The 20,805-nt window shown below is 37.2% G+C and carries 17 protein-coding genes and 1 pseudogene; 8 read left to right on the forward strand and 10 right to left on the reverse strand.

The window, feature by feature from the left end:
* Nucleotides 1-884, forward strand: an 884-nt coding sequence (locus NZ519_03895) for a PD-(D/E)XK nuclease domain-containing protein (protein ID MCS7027885.1), incomplete at its 5' end; no start/stop codon positions are given.
* On the opposite strand, the gene NZ519_03900 is transcribed toward NZ519_03895, so the two are convergent.
* The 3 genes from NZ519_03900 to NZ519_03910 are packed head-to-tail and all read right to left on the reverse strand — an operon-like array spanning nucleotide 873 to nucleotide 8,085.
* Nucleotides 873-1,010 carry a hypothetical protein gene (locus NZ519_03900; GenBank protein ID MCS7027886.1) on the reverse strand — a complete coding sequence of 46 codons (138 nt, stop codon included), beginning with the start codon at nucleotides 1,008-1,010 and terminating at the stop codon, nucleotides 873-875. The two genes, NZ519_03895 and NZ519_03900, sit on opposite strands and share 12 nt — an antisense overlap.
* Nucleotides 1,011-1,022: 12 nt before the next feature.
* Nucleotides 1,023-4,709 (reverse strand): N-6 DNA methylase, encoded by a 3,687-nt coding sequence (locus tag NZ519_03905; protein ID MCS7027887.1) that lies wholly within the window; start codon nucleotides 4,707-4,709, stop codon nucleotides 1,023-1,025.
* Between the two features lies 1 nt (nucleotide 4,710).
* Entirely contained in the window at nucleotides 4,711-8,085 is a 3,375-nt protein-coding gene (locus NZ519_03910; protein MCS7027888.1) for a helicase-related protein, read from the reverse strand.
* A 103-nt stretch (nucleotides 8,086-8,188) separates the two neighbouring features.
* On the opposite strand from NZ519_03910, the gene NZ519_03915 reads away from it, so the two are divergent.
* A complete protein-coding gene (locus NZ519_03915; protein ID MCS7027889.1) occupies nucleotides 8,189-8,356 on the forward strand; it encodes a hypothetical protein in 168 nt (55 codons plus the stop codon).
* Here NZ519_03915 and NZ519_03920 read toward each other — a convergent pair.
* Together NZ519_03920 and murG are read right to left on the reverse strand one after the other, a co-directional pair.
* Nucleotides 8,342-8,518, reverse strand: a complete 177-nt coding sequence (locus tag NZ519_03920; protein MCS7027890.1) for a hypothetical protein — start codon at nucleotides 8,516-8,518, stop codon at nucleotides 8,342-8,344. The genes NZ519_03915 and NZ519_03920 overlap by 15 nt on opposite strands.
* Nucleotides 8,519-8,565: 47 nt before the next feature.
* On the reverse strand, nucleotides 8,566-9,651 hold the full coding sequence (gene murG / locus NZ519_03925) for an undecaprenyldiphospho-muramoylpentapeptide beta-N-acetylglucosaminyltransferase (GenBank protein ID MCS7027891.1): 1,086 nt from the start codon (nucleotides 9,649-9,651) through the stop codon (nucleotides 8,566-8,568).
* A 160-nt stretch (nucleotides 9,652-9,811) separates the two neighbouring features.
* On the opposite strand from murG, the gene rplU reads away from it, so the two are divergent.
* Nucleotides 9,812-10,129, forward strand: a complete 318-nt coding sequence (gene rplU / locus NZ519_03930) for a 50S ribosomal protein L21 (protein MCS7027892.1) — start codon at nucleotides 9,812-9,814, stop codon at nucleotides 10,127-10,129.
* A 20-nt stretch (nucleotides 10,130-10,149) separates the two neighbouring features.
* Nucleotides 10,150-10,419 (forward strand): 50S ribosomal protein L27, encoded by a 270-nt coding sequence (gene rpmA, locus NZ519_03935; GenBank protein MCS7027893.1) that lies wholly within the window; start codon nucleotides 10,150-10,152, stop codon nucleotides 10,417-10,419.
* Between the two features lie 246 nt (nucleotides 10,420-10,665).
* Here the strand turns inward: rpmA and NZ519_03940 are convergent, their stop codons facing one another.
* Both NZ519_03940 and thrS read right to left on the reverse strand, forming a co-directional pair.
* Complete coding sequence (locus tag NZ519_03940; GenBank protein ID MCS7027894.1) at nucleotides 10,666-11,283, reverse strand: hypothetical protein; 618 nt, start codon at nucleotides 11,281-11,283, stop codon at nucleotides 10,666-10,668.
* Between the two features lie 21 nt (nucleotides 11,284-11,304).
* Complete coding sequence (gene thrS, locus NZ519_03945; GenBank protein ID MCS7027895.1) at nucleotides 11,305-13,227, reverse strand: threonine--tRNA ligase; 1,923 nt, start codon at nucleotides 13,225-13,227, stop codon at nucleotides 11,305-11,307.
* A gap of 117 nt (nucleotides 13,228-13,344) precedes the next feature.
* Here thrS and NZ519_03950 point away from each other — a divergent pair.
* Together NZ519_03950 and NZ519_03955 are read left to right on the forward strand one after the other, a co-directional pair.
* Nucleotides 13,345-13,857 (forward strand): annotated as a pseudogene (locus tag NZ519_03950) (cobalamin B12-binding domain-containing protein).
* Between the two features lie 31 nt (nucleotides 13,858-13,888).
* The gene (locus NZ519_03955) at nucleotides 13,889-14,902 is read left to right on the forward strand and encodes a formimidoylglutamase (GenBank protein MCS7027896.1); all 1,014 of its coding nucleotides are present in this window, start codon (nucleotides 13,889-13,891) and stop codon (nucleotides 14,900-14,902) included.
* Here NZ519_03955 and NZ519_03960 read toward each other — a convergent pair.
* Nucleotides 14,879-15,673, reverse strand: a complete 795-nt coding sequence (locus NZ519_03960; GenBank protein MCS7027897.1) for an inositol monophosphatase — start codon at nucleotides 15,671-15,673, stop codon at nucleotides 14,879-14,881. The two genes, NZ519_03955 and NZ519_03960, sit on opposite strands and share 24 nt — an antisense overlap.
* A 201-nt stretch (nucleotides 15,674-15,874) precedes the next feature.
* Between NZ519_03960 and NZ519_03965 the strand changes: the two genes are divergently transcribed.
* Nucleotides 15,875-16,039, forward strand: a complete 165-nt coding sequence (locus tag NZ519_03965; GenBank protein MCS7027898.1) for a hypothetical protein — start codon at nucleotides 15,875-15,877, stop codon at nucleotides 16,037-16,039.
* A 94-nt stretch (nucleotides 16,040-16,133) separates the two neighbouring features.
* Nucleotides 16,134-18,545: a phenylalanine--tRNA ligase subunit beta gene (pheT, locus tag NZ519_03970; protein ID MCS7027899.1), complete on the forward strand. Its 2,412-nt coding sequence runs from the start codon at nucleotides 16,134-16,136 to the stop codon at nucleotides 18,543-18,545.
* A 2-nt stretch (nucleotides 18,546-18,547) separates the two neighbouring features.
* On the opposite strand, the gene NZ519_03975 is transcribed toward pheT, so the two are convergent.
* A complete protein-coding gene (locus NZ519_03975; protein MCS7027900.1) occupies nucleotides 18,548-20,650 on the reverse strand; it encodes a BatA domain-containing protein in 2,103 nt (700 codons plus the stop codon).
* Entirely contained in the window at nucleotides 20,634-20,768 is a 135-nt protein-coding gene (locus NZ519_03980) for a hypothetical protein (protein MCS7027901.1), read from the reverse strand. The genes NZ519_03975 and NZ519_03980 overlap by 17 nt, the downstream gene beginning before the upstream one ends.
* Between the last annotated feature and the right edge of the window lie 37 nt (nucleotides 20,769-20,805).

A 20,805-nucleotide genomic window follows, 5' to 3' on the forward strand; every position in this document is an offset into this window, starting at 1 on the left:
ATCGCTTTTGTGAAACCTCTCGCCAAACTCTTTACAATTCTGATATGGTCTTGTATTACTTAAAGACTTTTCAACATACTCACACTGCACCCCAAAGATTATTAGACCCAAACATAGCCCCTGACTATGGCAAACTCAAACAGATGTTCAAGGTGGTCAATTTGCCGAAGAATCAAGAGGTGTTAGAAAAAGTTCTACAAAATGGGTATATTGACGCTGAATTAGTTACTATTTTTAATTTTGAACGGGGGTTTAATCAAACGGATTTTATCAACTTTTTAGCTTATTTAGGTAACTTAACTATTGGGGGAATAGATGAAATTACTCGTAGGATTGAGTTTGTCATACCTAACAAGGTAATTGCTAAGCTGTATTGGCAATACTACGCTGAAACGCTCAACGAAATACCTGAGCTCAAAACTCAAAGTAAAGAAATAGATGAAGCGGTGATTGCTATGGCAAAATACGGAGAGTACAAGAAGTTTTTTGATTTGTTAGAAAATGTATTAAAAACGCTGTCTAATCGTGATTTTAGCAAGTTTAATGAGAAATATATCAAAGTTGTGATGATGTCGTATTGGATTGTATCGGATGTGTTTGAGGTAAAGAGTGAGGAGGAATTAGGAGGTGGAGGTTATGCGGATATTTTGTTAGTCAGGAAGCCGCAAGTAACCAAGTTGCATCATGAGTATGTGATAGAGTTAAAGTATTTGAAGAAAGCGGAGGGACAAGAGTTAGAGAGAGTAAAATCAGAAGCTAGAACTCAAATTTTGAAGTATTATTATCAAGATAAAGGTCTGCAAAGTAAGCCATATTTGCACTTGTTGGTTGTAGTGTGTGTAAAAGATAAATTGCATGTAGAAGAAGTAGAATTATCTGCGTGAGGCATGCGGAGGGTGGGCGTTAGCCCAGTGCGAAGCGAAGCGTAGCACCGAAGCGAAAGCGTAGCCCGTAGCACGCCGACCTTGCCCACACAAGCGCAAGCGAAGTGTGGGCAAGGGCACGCCCAAAAAAATAAAATCTTATCTTTTACCTTCAATAATAGCTATCTCTTCCTGCGTCAAATCATATAACTGATACACTAAACTGTCTATCTCCCGCTCGTACTCCAAAGTATTGGCTTTGCTGTTTTGCTTGCGAAGATATATGACTTGTTCTACTAATGTTTCTAACTTTTTGACAATATTTTTGTTTTGCTCGGTAACCAAAGGAATAGGAAGCTGCTCCAAAAAAGCTTTTTTATACCTAAAACCACTTTCACCTAAACCACCTCCTGCATACCAAGACTTAAAGAAAAATGAGGTAGCATAACTATTAAGCATGCCACATAAATATCTGAGGTTATTCCCTGTCATTAAAAAGCTTGTAGCTTCAACGAAAAAGCCTTCTGTATCATAGTAAAATTGGGGGCTTCTTACAATTTCAGCCCATACCACTTTCTCTTTTTCAAATTCAGGGTAGTAAGTTGCTGCTGCTCTTTGCAGAGCATACCACTCATATCTAATTCCTGTTTCTGCTTTGTTACGTTGGTATAGTGCTTCTTTGAAGTTAAGAAAGTGATTGTAAAGAACAGGAAAATTCTTTTGAAACTCCACTTCGGCTTTTTGGCTTGCTCCTTCTATACTTGGGTCTTCATGTAGAGGAAAGTGCCAGGGTATGAAAATTATCCACAATTCTGCCCATTCGTAATAATAGCGTTTGATGTCTCGCCCGCGTAAGATGGGCTTAATTATACTTTGAGTACGTTCGCGTTCTTCTTGGGTTTTGCATTGGTCTAATATGGCTTCTCGCTGCGCCGTAGTAATGATAAAAGCTTCATTTAAGCCTGTTTTAATTCCATAATAGATATTTATATCCCAGTTTTTTAAGGGTTTTCCTATGTTTTCAATTTTTTGTTTAAGCCTTTGCTCTACGGAAGAACCGATAAACCATGCGTCTTTGGTCAAGGTATTGAGGACAACGGCATTTTGTTGCACTTGTTGGTGTATGGTTTGAGCATCTGTTTTTTGGAGGTTTAGGGCTAAGAGATGAAATTTTTGGGGTTTATGGTTTTGGATAAGTAGGATATTAGTATCTACGGTAGCACTTTCGAATACACCAGGACCTAAGTCAATGAGTAAAATGGGGTTAAATTGAGTGAAGAAGGAGCGGAGTTTTTGTCCATATCCTGCGCGCATCCACTTGTTAGAAGTGATATAACACAGTAACCCATTAGGTTTGAGGAGTTGGATTCCACGTTCGTAGAATAGGGTGTAAATATCGCCTGTTCGTTCGAAGGTTTTGTATTCGAAGATGATGGCATTAGTTTTTTTGTCTTTTTTAGCTTGGTATCGTTGAGCTAGTTTTCCTTGTTCTTTTTGGAGTTGAATATAAGGTGGATTTCCTATCACGATGTCGAAACCTGCGTTTAGCCCAAACATCCATTCGGGGTCAAACCAGTCATTAGAGGTATTTTGGTCGTAGGGGTCGAATTGAGCGATTTTTTGGGCGCTTTCGGTGTTCCAGTTGTCTTTTTCGAGGAGTTGCTTAATTTCTTGGCGTAGAGCTTGGTCTTGCTGTTGGAGGTCTAGTTTTTGTTTTCGGGTAGTAGCACCAAAGTATTTGAGGCGTATTTGTTTGAGTTGATTTTCTTTTTGTTCAATAATAGGATTTCGGAGTTGGGTTTGAGTGGGTTTGTGTAAAGGCAGTAAGAAATCAGCAGCGATAAATTTAGTTTCTAAGTTGGGTAGGCTTCGGATACCTAAGTTTTCTTGGTCGGGTTTTGTTTTTTGGTCAATAATTAGCGAGATAAAGAAACGGAGCTTGGCAATTTGTACGGCAATGGGTTGAATATCTACGCCATAGATACAGTTTTGAATGAGATAGAGTTTTCTACCGTAGTCGTTAGTGTTATTTTCGAAGATGTCGTTTATTTCTGCCATTCGTTGGTCGCGTAGTTCTTTGCTGTTTAGGGAGAGTACTTGTTTTAGCTCATTAAGGGCTTTTTGGGATTGGAGTTCTTTCCAATATTTATTGGAGGGGTCTATTTTTTGGAGGATATGGACGAGTTTTAGGAGTACGCCCATGAGAAAAGCACCTGATCCACAAGCTGGGTCTATAATCTTGCAGTTATCAATAGCTTGAACGATGCGAATAATTTCTGATTCTTGAAACAGGTCATTGGGGATGGGTTTGAAAGAGAGGAGTTGGTACAATCGTTGGTCTAATTGAGGGGCATCGGGTTCAAATTGTTGTTTGAGGTATTGAAATAGGGTGGCATCTACCATATAATCTACGATTTCGCGAGGGGTGTAAAAGCTACCTGTTTGTTTTCGGGCAGTGGTTTGGGTTTCGGGGTTGTAGTTGGCTAATAGGTTTTCAAATACTTTTCCGAGTAGTTCGGGGTCAAGTGCAATTTCTTCTTCAATAGGCGTGTTTTCAATAACAGTGAATTTGTAGCTTTGTAACAAGGGGATTAAGCCTTTTACTTTTCGTACAGCGCTTTGCCCGTAGTAGGAAGAGAGGTCGGCTTGCCATTCAGGTTCAAAAAAGAGAAAATCAGGTACTTTTGCCCTTTTAGCGGGATTTCTACTAAATCCATCTACATAAATTACTTTACCTTCGGAGTTCATTTTGTCTAAGCAATCGAATAAACCGCCATTGAGAAAAGGGATGTCCTTAAATAATTGAAGGACTTTATCTTCGGGAATAGTGAAAAGGTCTGCATAACGGTACAAATTTTTTACGCCGTAGTGTTCCTTATTGACGTTCAAATGGGCTTGTTTGGCAAATTTGCGTTCATCCATTTTTTGGTTGAGTGTGGCAAAGAATAAGTTTTGTAAAATGGCATTGTAGTAGATAGAGGATTGTCTGTTTTTGTTAAAGTCTTTTAGGATGCTATTAAGGAATTGGGGATTGAACAGGAATTCAGGTACAAGTTGCTTTTCTTTAAGAAACCAAACGAATATAAGTCTGGTGATTAAGCGAATGAGATGCACGGCATTAGCGTTTTGAGTATCCTGCGATAGGTCTGTGGGAAAAGAAATATGTTCCAAAGCTGCAAAATACCAGTCTGAAAGTTCTTGAAAGAATTTTTTATTGAGGGTTTCTGTACTCAGTACTTGATTCCAATGAGTATGGAGTTGGGCAAAAGTAGAAATGTTATTAGGTTTTACGAGGTCTTGAAGAATACGTATATGCCCTGCATGGGGATTTTGTACATTTATATCTCTCAAAATGGCGACTTTGCCTATTTTTTCACCTGCCCGCCAGGATTGGAGATACTGTAAGCGTTCTGTAATAGCCATAGAAAGGAAGGTGTTCCCTTCATGCATGTAACGAAGTAAAAGAAGCACAGGAACTTGTTCCGCAATCTGATTAAAAGCCCTTGCTAAATTCGCAATCTCTTTGCGCGAGGGATACTTGTTGAGTTCAAGGGCTAAAACGAATATTCCTTCGTATTTTTCATTTTGTTGGAGTAAAAGTGTGGGGTCAATAATGGTAGTGTCAAATAAGCTAGTTTGTTGAAAAATTTGGTCTTTGATAATCCCTATGATAAATAAATCCTTAATGGGTTCAAGTATCGGAGAGAAATCTGAATAACGATGTTTAAAAACCATTTCAACGGGAACAGGTTGAGCTGTGGTCTGATGTATTTCTACATTAAGTTGCTTGAATAAATCTAAGCAAGCATCAAAAAGATTAGACCGATGAAATAGAAGCAAGTTCATACTATTTAGCAGATATGTAAAACCAGTTGATTAAGTCTAATTGTTCGGGAGAGAATTTTTCTTCTAATTTTTGATTAGGTAAATTTTTGATAGAGATGGTACCTTTGAACATTTCGCCAAGCTGTTCAGCAGCAGTAGGTGCTACTTGATTTTTTAGGCAGCATAGAATAGCATTTTTTAATTTTTCTAAGAGTTGTTTATCGCCTTTTTCAATATCAGCAGGTACGTAACGCAGTTGGCTTTTGTGATGTCTAAGCAGGTGTAGTATTTCATGGTCATTGAGAAAAGTAGGGGCGTTAGGCGTACCTTCAATCGTTTGGTGCAAAAGGTAAATTTCTTGATAGGTGTGTTCAGTTTTGCCTTCGGGGCGTTTGGGATAGCCTAACACAGCTACAATGCTATCTTGGGTTAAGTTTGCCCATCTAGTATTAGATAATAGCTTAAAACCTGTGAAAATACCATTAGGCATTTTTTTGAAAATTTCTTCATTTTTCTTGAAGTAGTCAAATAATTCTTGTCGGAACTGTTCTAATGAAAAGTCATTTAAGCCTAAACTTTCCTCACTGGTTTCTACATCTTCCCAAGTAGCTTGAAGTTGTTCCAGCATTTTTTGGGTTTGTCGGGTTACTAATGGGTTCTCTTCTATTATTTTTTGGAGTTCAGGGGTTATTGTTTCTACTTCTGTTCCTACTGTGGTCATGGCAGCCATTCTATCTTCTACTCTTTTCTTTAATTGAAGGTAGTCTTCGTAGTTTTTTCCGGGCCAGAAATTAATTCCCCAAATAGTAGAATTAGGAGAACCGATTCGGTCAATGCGCCCTATTCTTTGTATTAAACGTACAGGATTCCAATGTATATCATAATTGATAACCATATCACAATCCTGCAAGTTTTGTCCTTCACTTAAACAATCTGTAGCAACTAAGACATCAATTGGATTTTGTATTTTTTCGTAAGTCTCTTTATCATGTTTTTCAATAATTTCTAACCATTGTTCATAGCTAACTTCCCATTTACCTGTGGTAGTTTTGTACTCGTCAGGTAATTGAATTTTTTCATACAATTCTGACCAATCTTTTTCTTTGTATAGTTTAGTATAGGGGGCAAAGCGCTCTAAAATAGGTTCAAATTTACTGCCTATGTAGTTATCATACGTTTGACTGATAGAACCTGAAACAAAAGCTGTGTTTTTTATGCCACGCTTTGTGAGCTGTTGATAGAGAAACTTAGCTGTATCGGTATAGGCGGTAAATATCAATACTTTTTTATTTTGACTTTCTTTTGGTTTATTTTGAATGTGCCATATTAGTCTGTCTAATTTAGGGTCATTTACTTTTCCTGCTTCAAAATCTGCTAAGTAAGCATCTAAGTTTGCTTTTAGAGATTGAAGTTTTTCAATGTCTTTTTCAAGATGTGTTTTGAATAGTGATATGTCAGTAATTTCAGATAAGTGAATAGGATTTTTCTTGCCAAGCATAAAGTGCTCTTCCTCTTCATCGGGACCATCTATTTCACTAGCCGTGTCTTCAATCTGCTCAATTTCTTCCTCACTAAACTCTTCTTCTATTGAAGCATCTATCTTAGTTTGAATAAAACGATTGACTTTATCGAGTGCATTGATATGGTGTTTGAGTATGTTTTCTACGGTAATTTTGAAAGAAAACCAGCTTGATTCTAATCGCTTGATTAAGAGAATATACATCATTTTGACTAAGAATTTTTGGCGCTGCTGTTCATCTTCTAAAATGCTTTTAGGTTTTAGATTTTTTATGTAATCAGCAGGTCTGTAAGCGGTTAGGTTAATTTTGATAGCGTCTAAAATATCATTGAAGGAGTTCAAGGTTCCGATGTGTTCTGGGGTTACAAATTCATTGATAGGGGCTTGCTTTTTAGGAAAGTTCATTTCGCCAAACTCGTTTTGAATCATTTGTCTAGTTCGGGCTACAATTAAGGTATCTGTAAGTTTTTCAAACTTTTTAGGAAGTTTAGCAATAAAGTCTGCAATGGTCTTATTTTTTAGCTTAGCCCACTGATTAAATTCTTGTTGAGCAATTCTAAATATAGCTTCAAGGCTACCTATGTCCAATTCTGTATTTTTGAAGCCATCATCTAATCCTTTGGTCATTAGCTTGAACTGATTGCGAATGTCTATCAACTTGTTATTGATAGGAGTAGCAGAAAGCTGTAAAACTTTTACTTCTCGGGTTTTATTTTCAGGCATCAAAATTTCTTTGACTAAGAACTTATACCTTATAGATTTGTCATTTCTCAAATTATGGCTTTCATCAATCACAACTAATAATTTAGGTCTTGTTTTGAAATAACGGAGTGTGTGATCCCCATAACGGTCAAAACGCCCTTCTTGTAAGTCAGTATGGAAGCGTACAAAGTATTCGAGTTCATCTTTTTCAAATCGGCTTTTATTTCCAATTTTGTACTGTTGCCAGTTGTTAGCTAATTTTTTAGGACATAACAACAAAACCGTGTAGCCTTTGAGTTGAAAATACTTCATGACGGCTAATGCAGTCCAAGTTTTACCTAGTCCCACAGCATCGGCTAAAATGGCTCCGTTATACTTTTGAAGCATTTTAATTAAACTAATTACGCCTTTTTGTTGATAAGGAAATAGGGTTTTGTAGATAATAGTGTCCTCTAAATGAGCAATTTCACGCTTGAACTCTGGGTTAATTGAAAGTTCATTGATCTCATTTTTGAACATTTCATACAGGGTTTTGTAGTACAGTTCAAGGGGTGTGTATTGCTTATACAGGTTTTTTATCACTTCTATGATGTACTCTTTTACTTTAATTTGCGTGCCGTCATTTAGTTTGATTTTATCAGAAGCCTCTTTCCATTTTTGCTCAAACCACTGTTTGAGATTGTCAAATTCACTTTCATAATCGTGCTTACCAATATTTAGCTCAATATTTGAGCTTTCGGTTGTACCTAAGCCTGCTCCTGTAAGGTTAGAGCTGCCCACAATGAAGTAACTATGTCTTTTGTCATCATCCTTATAGAGATAGAGTTTGGCATGACAAAAATTTTTATCAATACGTTTTACTTCAACTTTATTTTGTTCTAAAAACGCTACTGCATTTTGGGCGGATGAGCTAAGCGAAAGTGCTGATAGAACATCTATCTCACCACTAAGCAGGTTGATGATTTTATCGATTTTGGCGTCTTCTTTCATCAAATTTGCCAAAATGAGTCTAAACTTTTGAACTGATTGCAGTTTCTGGTATAAAAAATTCAGTCCTTCAATTGAGAAAAAACCTGTTACAATGTCTAATTCTCCATCTTTAGTATTATCTATGATAAATTGAGACACTGCATTGTAATTTTGCTCTTTGAATTGGCTTTTATTGTCTAGTATCATATTTGTTCAAATTTTGTTTGACAAATATAGTATTTCGCAATACTTATCAAACTTTTTTGAGAAGTCAAAATAATTAGTAAGTTTATTTTTTTGGGCGTGCCCCTTGCTGCGCAAGGGTCGGGGCATTCCGCACTGCGCTTCGCTACGGTGCTCCGCTAACGCTGCGCACTGCCCTTGCGGGCATGCTCCATGCCCCTCACGCAGATTTTTTACCGTATTCAGTTATGTCTTTATCTTGTTTAGGGTTGAAACACAATTACTTACAAGCTAAAACTTTGTATAACAAAGAGAAAAAGGGTTGTTTCAAAGATCTATTGCGTGAGGCATGCGAAGGGCGTGCGTCAGCACGGTGCGTAGCGAAGCGAAGCACCGAAGCGATAGCGTAGCCCGTAGCACGCCGACCTTGTGGGCATGAGCGCAGCGAAACGCCCACAAGGACACGCCCAAAAAAATTAAATTCTAAACTTTATCTAAGCTGTCTTAATGTGGAATTTGTTCAAGAATCTTTGTAGCAATTTGATGCGTTGCATTAGGACGAGCAAATTTTACAATGTTGTTCGCAAGCGTTTCCATTATTACTTCGTGCTTTGCTAAATTGATAATCTCATTGACTAAATCCTCTTCGGCTTGAGCATCAGGTACAAGAATAGCTGCATTCTCATCCGAAAACTCTTTTGCGTTTTTGTATTGGTGATTTTCAGCAACGTTAGGTGAGGGTACTAAAATAGCCGCTTTTTGTACAATCGCTAATTCAGCTAGCGAAATGGCACCTGCGCGCGAAATGATAATATCTGCCGCAGCATAAGCTAAACGCATATCCTCAATAAATGGTAACACTCTAACATGCCCGGGATAATTTTTTTCGTACTGGTTGTAATATGGGTAGTGAACTTTACCTGTTTGCCAAATTATTTGCAAGTCATTTTGAACAAGCACACTAAGCCCCTTTGCAATAGCTTTGTTTATAGAACCTGCCCCTAAGCTTCCTCCAATTACTAAAATCGTTTTCTTGTTAGGTAAAAACTTAAAATAAGAAAGTCCCGCTTCTTTCGTTGCACCTAATATATCGGTCCGTACAGGATTGCCCGTGTAAATACATTTGTCTTTTGGAAAATACTCCATAGCCGCTTTTGAACCTACACATATTAAAGCAGCACGTTTTTTAAGCCATTTATTGGTTATTCCTGGAAAAGCATTAGCTTCGAGTAATACGATTGGGATATTCTTTCGTGAAGCCATGTATAGCAAAGGTCCTGCGACATAGCCCCCTGTTCCTACGACTATGGCAGGTTTGTATCGTTCAAGAATACGATGAGATTGAATCAGACTAAGCCCTATTTTGAAAGGTAAAGTAAGGTTTTTCCACCATTTTTTTCGCTGAATGCCCGAAATGTTAATTGCATCAATCTTATATCCGGCTTGGGTTACTTTTTCTATTTCCATTCCACCGACAGCACCTACAAAAGAAATGGTAATTTCAGGTTTGAGAGTCTTAATGTGATTAGCTACGGCTATGGCAGGGAATATGTGTCCTCCTGTACCTCCCCCAGCAAAAATAATGTGCATATTTGCAAAGGTACAGTAAAAATTAACATTGTGTTTTACTTTGTTTTTATTCGCTTGCGATTGTAAAAAATTCTTATTGTTTTTGTTGCTGTCAAAATTGAAAAAAGATTTTGACAAATATCAGAAATATGGGTAATTTTGCGGACTGTTTTAGATTATTATGTACGCAATTGTAGACATTGCTGGGCAGCAATTTAAGGTAACCAAAGACCAGGAACTCTTTGTGCATAAGCTCAAAGATGTAGCACCTGGCGCCCAAGTAGAGTTTAATAAGGTATTGCTCATAGAGGACAACGGCAACCTAAAAATCGGAATGCCTATTGTAGAGGGCGCAAAAGTAAAAGCCACAGTGTTAGAGCCTCTTATTAAAGGGGAAAAAATTATTGTGTTTAAGAAAAAAAGACGTAAAGGCTACAAACGTAAAAAAGGACATAGACAACAATTTTCAAAAATTGTTATTAACGATATTTCGTATTAAAGAAAGGAGGCTAAAATAAAATGGCACATAAAAAAGGAGAAGGTAGGTCTAAAAACGGACGCGAATCGCACAGCAAGCGACTAGGCGTAAAAATATTCGGAGGTCAGTTTGCCAAAGCAGGTAACATTATCGTACGCCAGAGAGGTACAAAGTACCATCCGAAAGATAATGTAGGTATGGGCAAAGACCATACGTTGTATGCCTTAGTGGATGGAATTGTAGTATTTAAGCGAGGATACAAAGGTAAGTCTTACGTGTCCGTAGTACCTGTACAAAACACACAAGCTTAACTTTACTTTTGTACCTTTTGAAAAAGCCTGCGAAGGATAAAAACTGCGAAATTCGCAGGCTTTTTTGCGTGAATTAAAAATTTTTTATTTCTTGGGCATGCCCCCCTTACTGCGCAAAGGTTGAGGCTTTCCGCACGTAGCCCACGGCATACCAAAATTGCCCATACCAGCGCAGCAAAGTATGGGCAAGGGCAATACTCAAAAGATAAAATCTAACATCAAATCACTTTCTTCTTTGTTGAATTTTTATTTGCCTGAAAGATGATACCTCACTCCCAAAGAACCTTGCAACCACACACTCGGATTATCCACTAATTCCAAAAAAATGTTGATATCTCCCATAATAGAAAGGGGCAAGTCTTCAAATTTATACTCTAAGCCGATAGTTCCATCTATACCTAAATCAATGTCAGTTACTCGTTCGCCTGTTACATATATCCAACCAGAACCAGGAGTAGGTTTGTACCGATAATCATACCGATAAGTTTGACTACGAAATTGCAATCCTCCTCCTGCGTACCAAGCTAGACCTTCGGTATCTTCACCTGCAAAAGTATTGATAGGATTTTGTAGATAAAAGTGCAGTTGCATAGTTATAGGCGTAGAACGGCGATAAGCTAAGTACTGCACTTCATGGTAACCGTATTTTTTACCTTTGTACCAATCGTAAAAGTACTTTTCATGCGGGTGGGTGTAAAACATGTATGTTCTACCTATGTTAAGCTCTATAGCCGTTTTGCCCATAAATTTTTTGGCTGTAAGTCCCGTAGGGTCGCCTAATCTTAAACCTATCGCCCAATCTTCTTGGGCTTGTGAGTAAAGATAAATGACTATTAGACAGATAATAGAAAAGATACGCTTCATAGGCTTTGCAAAGTTAAAATGTTAATCTTTAATTTCTTCTTGCACTCTTTGAATAAATTCCTGTATTGAATACATTCCCAAATCACCTTCTTTTCGTTTGCGAATGGAAATTAAGTTCTCGTTTGCTTCTTTTTCACCTATAATCAGCATGTAAGGAATTTTTTGCAATTCTGCATCACGAATTTTTTTGCCAATTTTTTCATTACGTAAGTCAACAATTACTCTTATGTTTGCTTGCTCTAATACTTTTTTTACTTGCAGAGTGTAAGCTTCAAATTTTTCACTAATAGGAAGTAGAATAGCTTGTTCAGGGGCTAACCAAAGTGGAAAATCACCTGCACAGTGTTCAATCAAAACGCCGATGAACCTTTCTAATGAACCAAAGGGCGCTCTATGGAGCATCACAGGTCTTTTTTTAGTTCCATCAGGGGCTACATATTCTAATCCAAATCGTTCAGGTAATTGGTAGTCTACTTGAATAGTACCTAATTGCCACTTTCTACCAATAGCATCTTTTACCATAAAATCCAATTTAGGTCCATAAAAAGCCGCCTCGCCGTATTCAGTAACTGTTTTCATGTTTACTTCGGCTACTGCATCTATGATAGCTTGTTCAGCTTTGTTCCATTGCTCATCTGTACCGATGTATTTATCTCTGTTATTTTTGTCCCTTAGTGAAATTTGTGCAGTATATTCAGTGAAGTTTAATTTATTCAAAACTTTTTGTACCAACTTGACTACGGCAATAAACTCCCCCTTAACCTGCTCTTCTGTACAAAAAATATGAGCATCATCTTGGGTAAAGCCGCGCACACGTGTCAGACCGTTGAGTTCGCCGCTTTGTTCGTACCGATAAACAGTTCCGAATTCGGCAATGCGCAAAGGTAAGTCTCTGTACGAACGAGGCTTGCTTTTATAGATTTCAATATGATGTGGGCAGTTCATAGGTTTAAGAAAAAATGTATCCCCAGGGGATTGTATGGGCTGAAAGCTGTCTGCACCGTATTTTTCTAAATGTCCTGAAATTTTATACAGTTCAGTTTTAGCTATATGGGGGGTTGCTACTAGTTGATAGCCGCCCTCATATAGCTGTTTGGTCATAAAGTCTATCAAATTTTGTCGTAGCTTAAATCCTCGGGGCAACCATAAGGGCAGTCCTCCTCCTACATAGTCTGAAAAAGTAAAAAGTTCCATTTCTTTGCCAATTTTGCGATGATCACGCTTTTTAGCTTCTTCTAATTGCGCTAAGTATTCATCTAATTCGGATTTTTTAGGAAATGTAATGCCATATATACGGGTAAGTTGCTTATTTTTTTCATCTCCTTTCCAATATGCTCCTGAAACAGACAAAATTTTAACCGCTTTGATATAACCTGTATGCGGAATATGTGGACCTCTGCACAAATCTGTAAAATTGCCCTGTGTATAAAAAGTTATCTTACCATCTTCTAAATTTTCTAATAAGTCTAACTTATACTCGTCACCTTTTTGGTGGAAGTAAGCTATTGCATCCGCTTTTGAAATAGGAATACGTTTATACTCACTGTTCTTTTTGGCACACTCTAACATTTTATCTTCTAATGCCTTAAAATGCTCCTGTGAAAACTCTCTACCTCCTAAGTCTACATCGTAATAAAATCCTCCATTTTCAAGGGCAGGACCTACACCGAACTTAACCCCTGGGTAAAGTGCTTCTAAAGCTTCTGCCATCAAATGGGCAGAAGAGTGCCAAAAAGTTTGCTTCCCCTCTTCATCATTCCAAGTAAGAAGTCGTAAAGTACAGTTTTGTTGTAAAGGGGTATTTGCATCCACTACGTCATCATCAACCTTAGCACAAAGTACATTTCGGGCTAAGCTTTCAGAAATAGATTGAGCTATTTGCATCGGAGTAATACCTTGTTCGTATTCGCGAATACTGCCATCAGGTAAAGTAACTTGTATCATACTACAAAGATATGAATTGTACCGTATTTATATGCTCAAAAAGTTAAACTCTAAAAACATATTGAGTGTTTTTCAAATGCTGTCAAATAATTCTAAAAAGGATGTATTTTTGCATTGATGGAAAAAGAAGTATATAGACCCAAAAACAAGATACGAATTGTAACTGCTGCAGCGCTTTTTGATGGACATGATGCCGCTATCAATATCATGCGAAGAATTATGCAAGCTTCAGGGGCGGAAATTATTCATTTGGGGCATAATCGTTCCGCAGCAGAGGTAGTGGAGTGCGCTATTCAAGAAGATGCGCAAGGTATCGCTGTAACTAGTTATCAAGGCGGACACATGGAGTATTTTAAGTACATGTATGATTTGCTTAAAGAAAAAGGTTGTTCGCATATAAAAATTTTTGGAGGAGGTGGTGGAGTAATTCTACCTAGCGAAATTGAGGAATTACATGCTTATGGAATTACCCGTATCTATTCCCCTGACGATGGTAGAGCAATGGGCTTGCAAGGTATGATTAACGATGTACTTAAGCATTGCGATTTTATCCCACCTAAACGAACTAGTGCTAAAAAAATTAGAGAAAGAGATTTTCAAGCAATTGCTAGCGCTATTACCCAAGTAGAATTAGGTCTAGCCACAGTAGAGGAGCTGCTCAATGATAAGTGATATTTTGTTACCTACTGACCCATCTTTGTTTTATTCTCGGGGGCAAAAAGATGACCCTAAACTAGGTGAGTTTGTTCTGCCATACCCCGAAGTAGATATAGAATGGGATAAAAATAGAGTAGTTATTATTGGTTTTCCCGAAGAAAGAGGTGTAGAACGAAACAAAGGTATAATTGGTACTTCTAAAGCCCCTGATATAATCCGAAAGCATTTATATAGATTAAACGCGAATGATGCACGGCAAAGACTGGGAATAAAAAAAGGCTCATTGATTGATGCAGGTAACGTAAAACTGGGCAGCACATTAGAAGAAAGCCAACATAATCTAGGTAAAGCAGTAGCCCATTTTCTGTTGGAGGATTATTTTGTATTAGTTTTAGGAGGAGGACATGAAACTGCTTTCGGACATTTTTTAGGACACCAACAGGTGCAAAAACCTATTTCAGTGGTTAATATAGATGCACATAGTGATGTTAGACCATTGATAAACGGCAATTTAGGTCATAGCGGTTCGCCCTTTCGGCAAATGCTAGAATATCCTAACAGCATTTTGAAAGGTCAAAATTTAGTAGAGTTTGGCTTACAAGGTCATTGTAACTCTGTGTACGCCATAGAATATTTGTATGAACAGGGCGTTAATATTGTTTGGTACGAAGATATTGCGAATCAAGATTTATCTGTGAGTTTTTTCAACGCACTTCGGCAGTTAGATGACAAACAAAATTTATATGTTAGCATAGATACAGATTGCATTACAGGGGTGGATTTTCCTGCTACAAGTGCTTCGCCTGCGCAAGGTTTTTCGGTTCAGCAATTTTATCAATGCTGTACGCTATTAGCGCATCTACATCAGCTCAAAAGCATGGATATAGTAGAATATAATCCCAATAAAGACGTAAATGAACAAAGTGCTAAGGTCATTGCCTTAGGTATTTGGAAATTTCTTATTCAAAAAATAGGTATAAATATTGCCCATTTTTTACCAAAGGGACAAAATTTCTAACATTTTTTGATGAAGTTCAGGTGTGCATGCGCCTACAATGGAACGCCCATGTACGTAGTTATCTTGATTGTCAAAGGTAGAAAGTATTCCGCCTGCTTCTTGGATAATAGCAACGCCTCCTGCTACATCCCAAGGGCTTAAGTTGTACTCAAAAAAACCATCAAATCGCCCTTTGGCTAAATAGCATAAATCTAATGCAGCACTGCCTAATCTGCGAATACCTCTACTTTGGCGCATGAATGGCTCAAATACATTGAGGTACTGCTTCATATAACCAAAAGCAGTGTAAGGAAATCCCGTAGCAATTAACGCATCTTCAATCAATTTAGTATGAGAAACATGAATTCGCATTTGGTTACAAAAAGCTCCTTTACCTTTTGCAGCATAATACATTTCATCGTGCGGAATATCATATACTACTCCTAAAACCATTTTACCTTCATACTCTAAACCCACACTTATGGCATACATAGGCAGGTCGTGGATAAAGTTCGTTGTGCCATCTAGCGGATCGATAATCCATTGTAGTTCAGGATTGTTTTTTGATGTTGTACCTTCTTCAGCTAAAAAACCTGCTTCGGGCAATATTTTGTGTAATCCTTCAATAAGTCTTTCTTCAGCATTTCTGTCTACATAGCTCACTAAGCTGTTTTTTTCTTTTATTTCTATATCTTCTTTTGAAAAATGCGGGCGAGTTTGAGCAATCCAAAGTCCCACATCTTTACATAACTCAACTACATTGAAAAGTAAGTGAGAAAAGTCTCTGACCATTGCAAAACAAAACTATAAAACAATTCCCATAATTTAAGAACAAAAAATTGGTTAATTTGGATAAAAGTGCTTTGTTTTATTCCGAAGTTAAATAGAAAGACCAGCATGAACAGAGAATCAATACAGATATTGTGCAGTAAGAAATAGGTTTGAGTAGTTTTTAAGGTTAGCAGTAGTCAACTTGCGTGAGGGGCATGGAGCATGCCCGTAAGGGCAGTGCGAAGCGTTAGCGAAGCACCGAAGCGAAGCGCAGTGCGGAATGCCCCGACCCTTGCGTCAGCAAGGGGCACGCCCAAAAAATATCATTCATTCATATTTCACTTTGAATTTAATCATTCTCCTAAAACATACTCAACAAGTTCATAGATCGCTGGCTATGAATGAAATAAAAAACAATTTTAGCATGAATGCACACAAGTTGATGTATTTGTAAAGTGTTTTCTTTGTTATTTTTGCCACAATGAAAATCTCTTATCAGTGGCTAAAAGACTACCTTTCTATTTCAGATATAGATGTTGAAACAATCGCACAAACGCTTACCGAAGTAGGACTAGAAGTAGAAGAAATACAAGAGTATAGTTCAGTACCTGGTAATTTAGAGGGCTTAGTAGTAGGTCAAGTAGTAGAATGTGTGCAACATCCTAACGCAGACAGACTTAAATTATGCCAAGTAGATATTGGTAATCAAATGTTGCAGATTGTATGCGGTGCAAACAACGTTGCTATAGGTCAAAAAGTAGTAGTGGCTACCGTAGGAAGCACTATTTATCCTATTCAAGGCGAACCTGTTAAGATAAAAAAAACTAAAATTAGAGGGGAAGAATCTAATGGAATGATATGCGCAGAGGATGAAATTGGCATAGGCAATTCTCATGAAGGCATTATTATTTTACCTGATTCTTGCGTTGTAGGTACGCCCGTATCGCAAGTATTATCTGTATATAAAGATACTGTTTTTAGCTTAGGCATTACGCCGAATAGAAATGATGCCTTAGGGCATTTAGGTGTAGCCAGAGATATAGCCGCAGCGTTGCAGATTCCTTTGAAAGTTCCTACCTTCAAGCGTATTGAAAGTAGTGCCCCTGTTCGTGTTTTAGCTCGTGTGCATGATTTACAAGCTTGTTTGCGTTATTCTACAATAGAGTTATACAATGTTACTGTGCAGCCCAGTCCCGAATGGATTCAGCACCGTTTGAAGGCTATTGGTATCAAACCTAAAAATAACATAGTAGATGCTACAAACTATGTAATGTACGCCATAGGTCAGCCATTACATGCTTTTGATATTGAGCAAATTGAGAAGCAAGAAATTAACGTAAAAGTTCTCACAGAAACAGAAAAATTCATCACGTTGGATAACCAAGAAGTTATTTTACCTAAAAACACTTTATCTATTTGTGATGCGCAACAGACACTTTGTATTGCAGGTATATTAGGCGGTGCTAAAAGTAGCATAAAAGAAACTACGAACAAAGTTTTATTAGAATCAGCATATTTTCATCCCTTATATATTCGTAAAACAAGCAAATCGCTTAATTTGCAAACAGATGCGGCATATCGCTTTGCTCGAAGCACAGACATTAACAACACTATTCCAGCACTACAATTAGCTGTGCAAATTATTCAAGAAACCTGTCCAAATGTAATTTGCAGCGAAATTCAGGATATCTATCCCAATCCGATTGAAGCTCATAAAATTGTTTATCGTTTTGAAAAAGCTCGGCAAGTAATAGGCACAGCTATACCTGTGGAACGCACTCAAAATATTTTGCAAACCTTAGGTTTTGAGATACTTTCAAAATCTGATGAAAACTTGACCTTATTAGCCCCCACATTCAAAGCAGATGTTACTCGGGAAATTGACGTTATAGAGGAAGTAGCTCGTATTTATGGATTAGATAACATTCCACTACCTGAGCAAGTCCGCACTACTTATGTGCATTCACCTAAACCTGACACAAAAAAGATGCAATTAGACTTAGCCCATTATTTGTGTGGATTAGGTTTACAAGAAGTCAAGCACCTTTCTTTTACCGATAAAAATTTTGTAGATAAAGAAACTGCAATAGCTATTTTAGAACCTTCAAGCGAAGAGCTTTCTCATTTACGTCAAACTCTTTTATTTGGGGGTTTGCAAAGTATAGCATACAATCTCAATCGTAAGCAAAATAACCTTCAATTTTTTGAGTTTGGAAAAATTTATTTCAAAGAAGTTAAAGAAAATAAAGTGGAGTACATAGAAAAACCTGTGTTAGGAATATGGCTCACGGGTCAGTTTATTCGTTCTAATTGGAATCAAAAAGGCATAAAACATGACTTTTTTAGTACCAAAAGCATTGCAAATAGTATTTTATATTATATCGGCTATCCTTATGAGTTTGAAGGTCAAATAACGCAGTATAAAGGACTTTCACAGGCGTTAGAAATGTTGTATTGCCATCAACGTTTCATAGTTCTCGGAAAAGTAGCTCACTCAACATTGCAGCACTTTGATATTAAACAAGAAGTCTATTACATTGAGATTGAGCTTGAACCATTGTACCAATTATGGCATGAGCGTAAAATACAGTATCAGGAAGTGTCTAAGTTTCCTTCTGTCAAAAGAGATATTGCGCTGCTTTTAGATAAAAAAGTTACCTATCATCAAGTCAAGGAAGTTATTCTTAACTTTGACAAAAAACTCATTCAATCCATTGAAATTTTTGATGTATATGAAGGCGAAAACATTCCCAAAGACAAAAAGAGCTATGCAATTAGTTTGATTTTGCAAGATAAAAATAAGACCTTACAAGACACATTTGTAGAAAAATGGATAGAAAGGTTAGAAAAAGAGCTTTTAGATACATTAGGAGCAGTGTTGAGAAAAGAATAAATTCAAGCCACTAACTTGGATTTGTAAAATTTGAGAAGTAATACTTCCGCAAGTAAGCATAATGCGGCTAAGACCACAAACCACTGCCATAAGTATCTACCTTGATGGACTTCTTTGAGAGTTTCAGCAAGATTCTTAACTGTACCTTTGAGTAAAAAAGTATTTTTCCATGAATAGAGTTTGAACATTTTTTCTAACTCATCCGCAGTAAAGTGCGTCAAATCTGATTCTTTATCAGGGTAGTTGAAACTGACATATCGTAAAAAGACATTACCTTGCATAAGTCGATAATTCCCCGGAACATTCAAGTTGTCTTGAATTTGGATTCGAATTCCATTATTTACAGGTTCTTGGGCAGGACTAATCTCAATATTTCCATTTTTTAACAGTAAAGGAGTTTTTCGATCTACTGTGGGAACAGTGAGAGTAATAGCTTGACCTATCAAATAAAAACCTTCATACTGAATGCTGCCTGCGACAGATAAAGCTGTGCGATATATCAAAGGAGCAAAAGTATTATGTAAAACAAAATCGCCCCAAGCTAAATTAGGTCCCACAGCAAAATAATAAATCTTCCCACCTTTGAGGTTATTTTCATTTACTTGTACTTCACTTAAAAAAGATCTACCATTGCGCAAACTAATAACGCAGTTGTGAATACTTTGTGCGGAAGGTAAAAAAGAAAGATGCTGCTTTATTTCAGGAGACTCAATTTTACCTTGTTTATCCTTTTCAAAGACATTTGTAAAAAGTGGATGTTGTATATCAAATTCTTGGAATTTTTGCGGTTGGTTGTCTATTTTAGCAAAAGAACCATTACCTAAAGCTTGGGCAAAAGCGTTGTATTCGTTTTGGTCAGCGTCTTTTGAAGGAAAAAATACAATTCCTTTACCTGATAGTACGTATTCCTTCAAATTTTGAATTAAACCTGTGGAAAAATGCTTAATACCTACTAAAAAAATACCATCGTATTGCTCTAAACTAATTGTTGAAGCTTCATTTTCTTCCCTAATCTCTAAAATGAAGCTTTTTTTACTTTGGACACTTTCAAATGCAGCTTTGAGATACTCTATGTTTTCATTGCTACCTTTGAGAACTAAAATTTTTTTGCCTTCAGGTACATAAAACGAAAAATACCGTTGATTATCAAAAGTTATAGGATAGTCGTTGAGTTGTAGGGTACCGTAGTGCCAACCTGTTTCTTTTATAGTAAAGTTAAAGTTCATTTCTTGTTGAGTATTAGGTCCGATAGAAAAGGTTTGAGTGCCCACTATTTTGCCATCTATTTGCAAGGTTATAGTTTGGTCGGTCAATGATGGGTTGCCATAGTTACGAACAAAGGTTTTGATGCTAATAGGTTTGTTTAGTTCAATAATTTGAGTAAGAATTTCAATGTTTTCAATAGTTAGGTTAGCAGGAGTAGTTTTGGCTATAGGAATGAAATAGGTTGGATATTGACCTGTGCCATTTTTTTGAGTAGAGTCGCCGAAAGTTGATTTTTGAAAGTCGCTCAATACGTATATGCGTTTGCGTGCAAATTTGGATTGAGATAGCAAAAGATTTGCTCGGGCTATAATGTCTTGCAGACTGTAAATAGAGCTTGTGTATTGTATTTGCGGAAGAATTTCTCTAATTTTTGAGCTACGAACAAAGACATGGGTGTATTTAGCGTTATCTAAGGTAAGCAAACAGTATTCATCGCCTGCTATTTCGTGGTTAAGTATAGTTAGTATATAGTTTTTAGCATAGTTTAACCAAGTTCCGTTTTCATCTTGTGCTTGCATGCTCATAGAGTTATCTAATACAATGACAGTAGAAGTGTTGTCTGTGGCTAAACCTTGGGCAGATATAGTTGTGTTAGGTTGTTTTTTCCATACTGGATTAGCAAAAGCTAGCACTAAGCAGGTGATTGCCAATACTCGCATGAGCAAAATAAGCCACTGTTTAATTTGAGTACTTCTTCTCTGAACTTGCTTAACTTCTTGCAAAAAAGCCACATTTGAAAATAAAACTCTGCGCGGCTTACGAAAATTGACCAAGTGTATGAGAATCGGTATTGTTATGGCGAGTAAGCCCCACAAAGCACTACTATTTAGAAAAAACATACTTTGCAAAGGTACGTATCAAAAGAATTTTTGCATAACTGTTAAGTCTATTTTGTTTGATGTAAGGATGAAATTTTAATTTTTTGGGCGTGCCCTTGTGGGCATTCGCTGCGCTCATGCCCACAAGGTCGGCGTGCTACGGGCTACGCTAACGC

This window comes from Bacteroidia bacterium (genome assembly GCA_025056095.1).
Lineage (GTDB): Bacteria > Bacteroidota > Bacteroidia > JANWVE01 > JANWVE01 > JANWVE01.

Coding starts and splice junctions, on each gene's coding strand:
- NZ519_03910 (MCS7027888.1), bottom strand. CDS start 8,085: ATGATACTAGACAATAAAAGCCAATTCAAAGAGCAAAATTACAATGCA.
- NZ519_03960 (MCS7027897.1), bottom strand. CDS start 15,673: ATGGTCAGAGACTTTTCTCACTTACTTTTCAATGTAGTTGAGTTATGT.
- NZ519_03975 (MCS7027900.1), bottom strand. CDS start 20,650: ATGTTTTTTCTAAATAGTAGTGCTTTGTGGGGCTTACTCGCCATAACA.
- NZ519_03980 (MCS7027901.1), bottom strand. CDS start 20,768: ATGAGCGCAGCGAATGCCCACAAGGGCACGCCCAAAAAATTAAAATTT.
- murG (MCS7027891.1), bottom strand. CDS start 9,651: ATGCACATTATTTTTGCTGGGGGAGGTACAGGAGGACACATATTCCCT.
- rpmA (MCS7027893.1), top strand. CDS start 10,150: ATGGCACATAAAAAAGGAGAAGGTAGGTCTAAAAACGGACGCGAATCG.
- NZ519_03940 (MCS7027894.1), bottom strand. CDS start 11,283: ATGAAGCGTATCTTTTCTATTATCTGTCTAATAGTCATTTATCTTTAC.
- NZ519_03955 (MCS7027896.1), top strand. CDS start 13,889: ATGATAAGTGATATTTTGTTACCTACTGACCCATCTTTGTTTTATTCT.
- NZ519_03905 (MCS7027887.1), bottom strand. CDS start 4,709: ATGAACTTGCTTCTATTTCATCGGTCTAATCTTTTTGATGCTTGCTTA.
- pheT (MCS7027899.1), top strand. CDS start 16,134: ATGAAAATCTCTTATCAGTGGCTAAAAGACTACCTTTCTATTTCAGAT.
- NZ519_03965 (MCS7027898.1), top strand. CDS start 15,875: ATGCCCGTAAGGGCAGTGCGAAGCGTTAGCGAAGCACCGAAGCGAAGC.
- thrS (MCS7027895.1), bottom strand. CDS start 13,227: ATGATACAAGTTACTTTACCTGATGGCAGTATTCGCGAATACGAACAA.
- rplU (MCS7027892.1), top strand. CDS start 9,812: ATGTACGCAATTGTAGACATTGCTGGGCAGCAATTTAAGGTAACCAAA.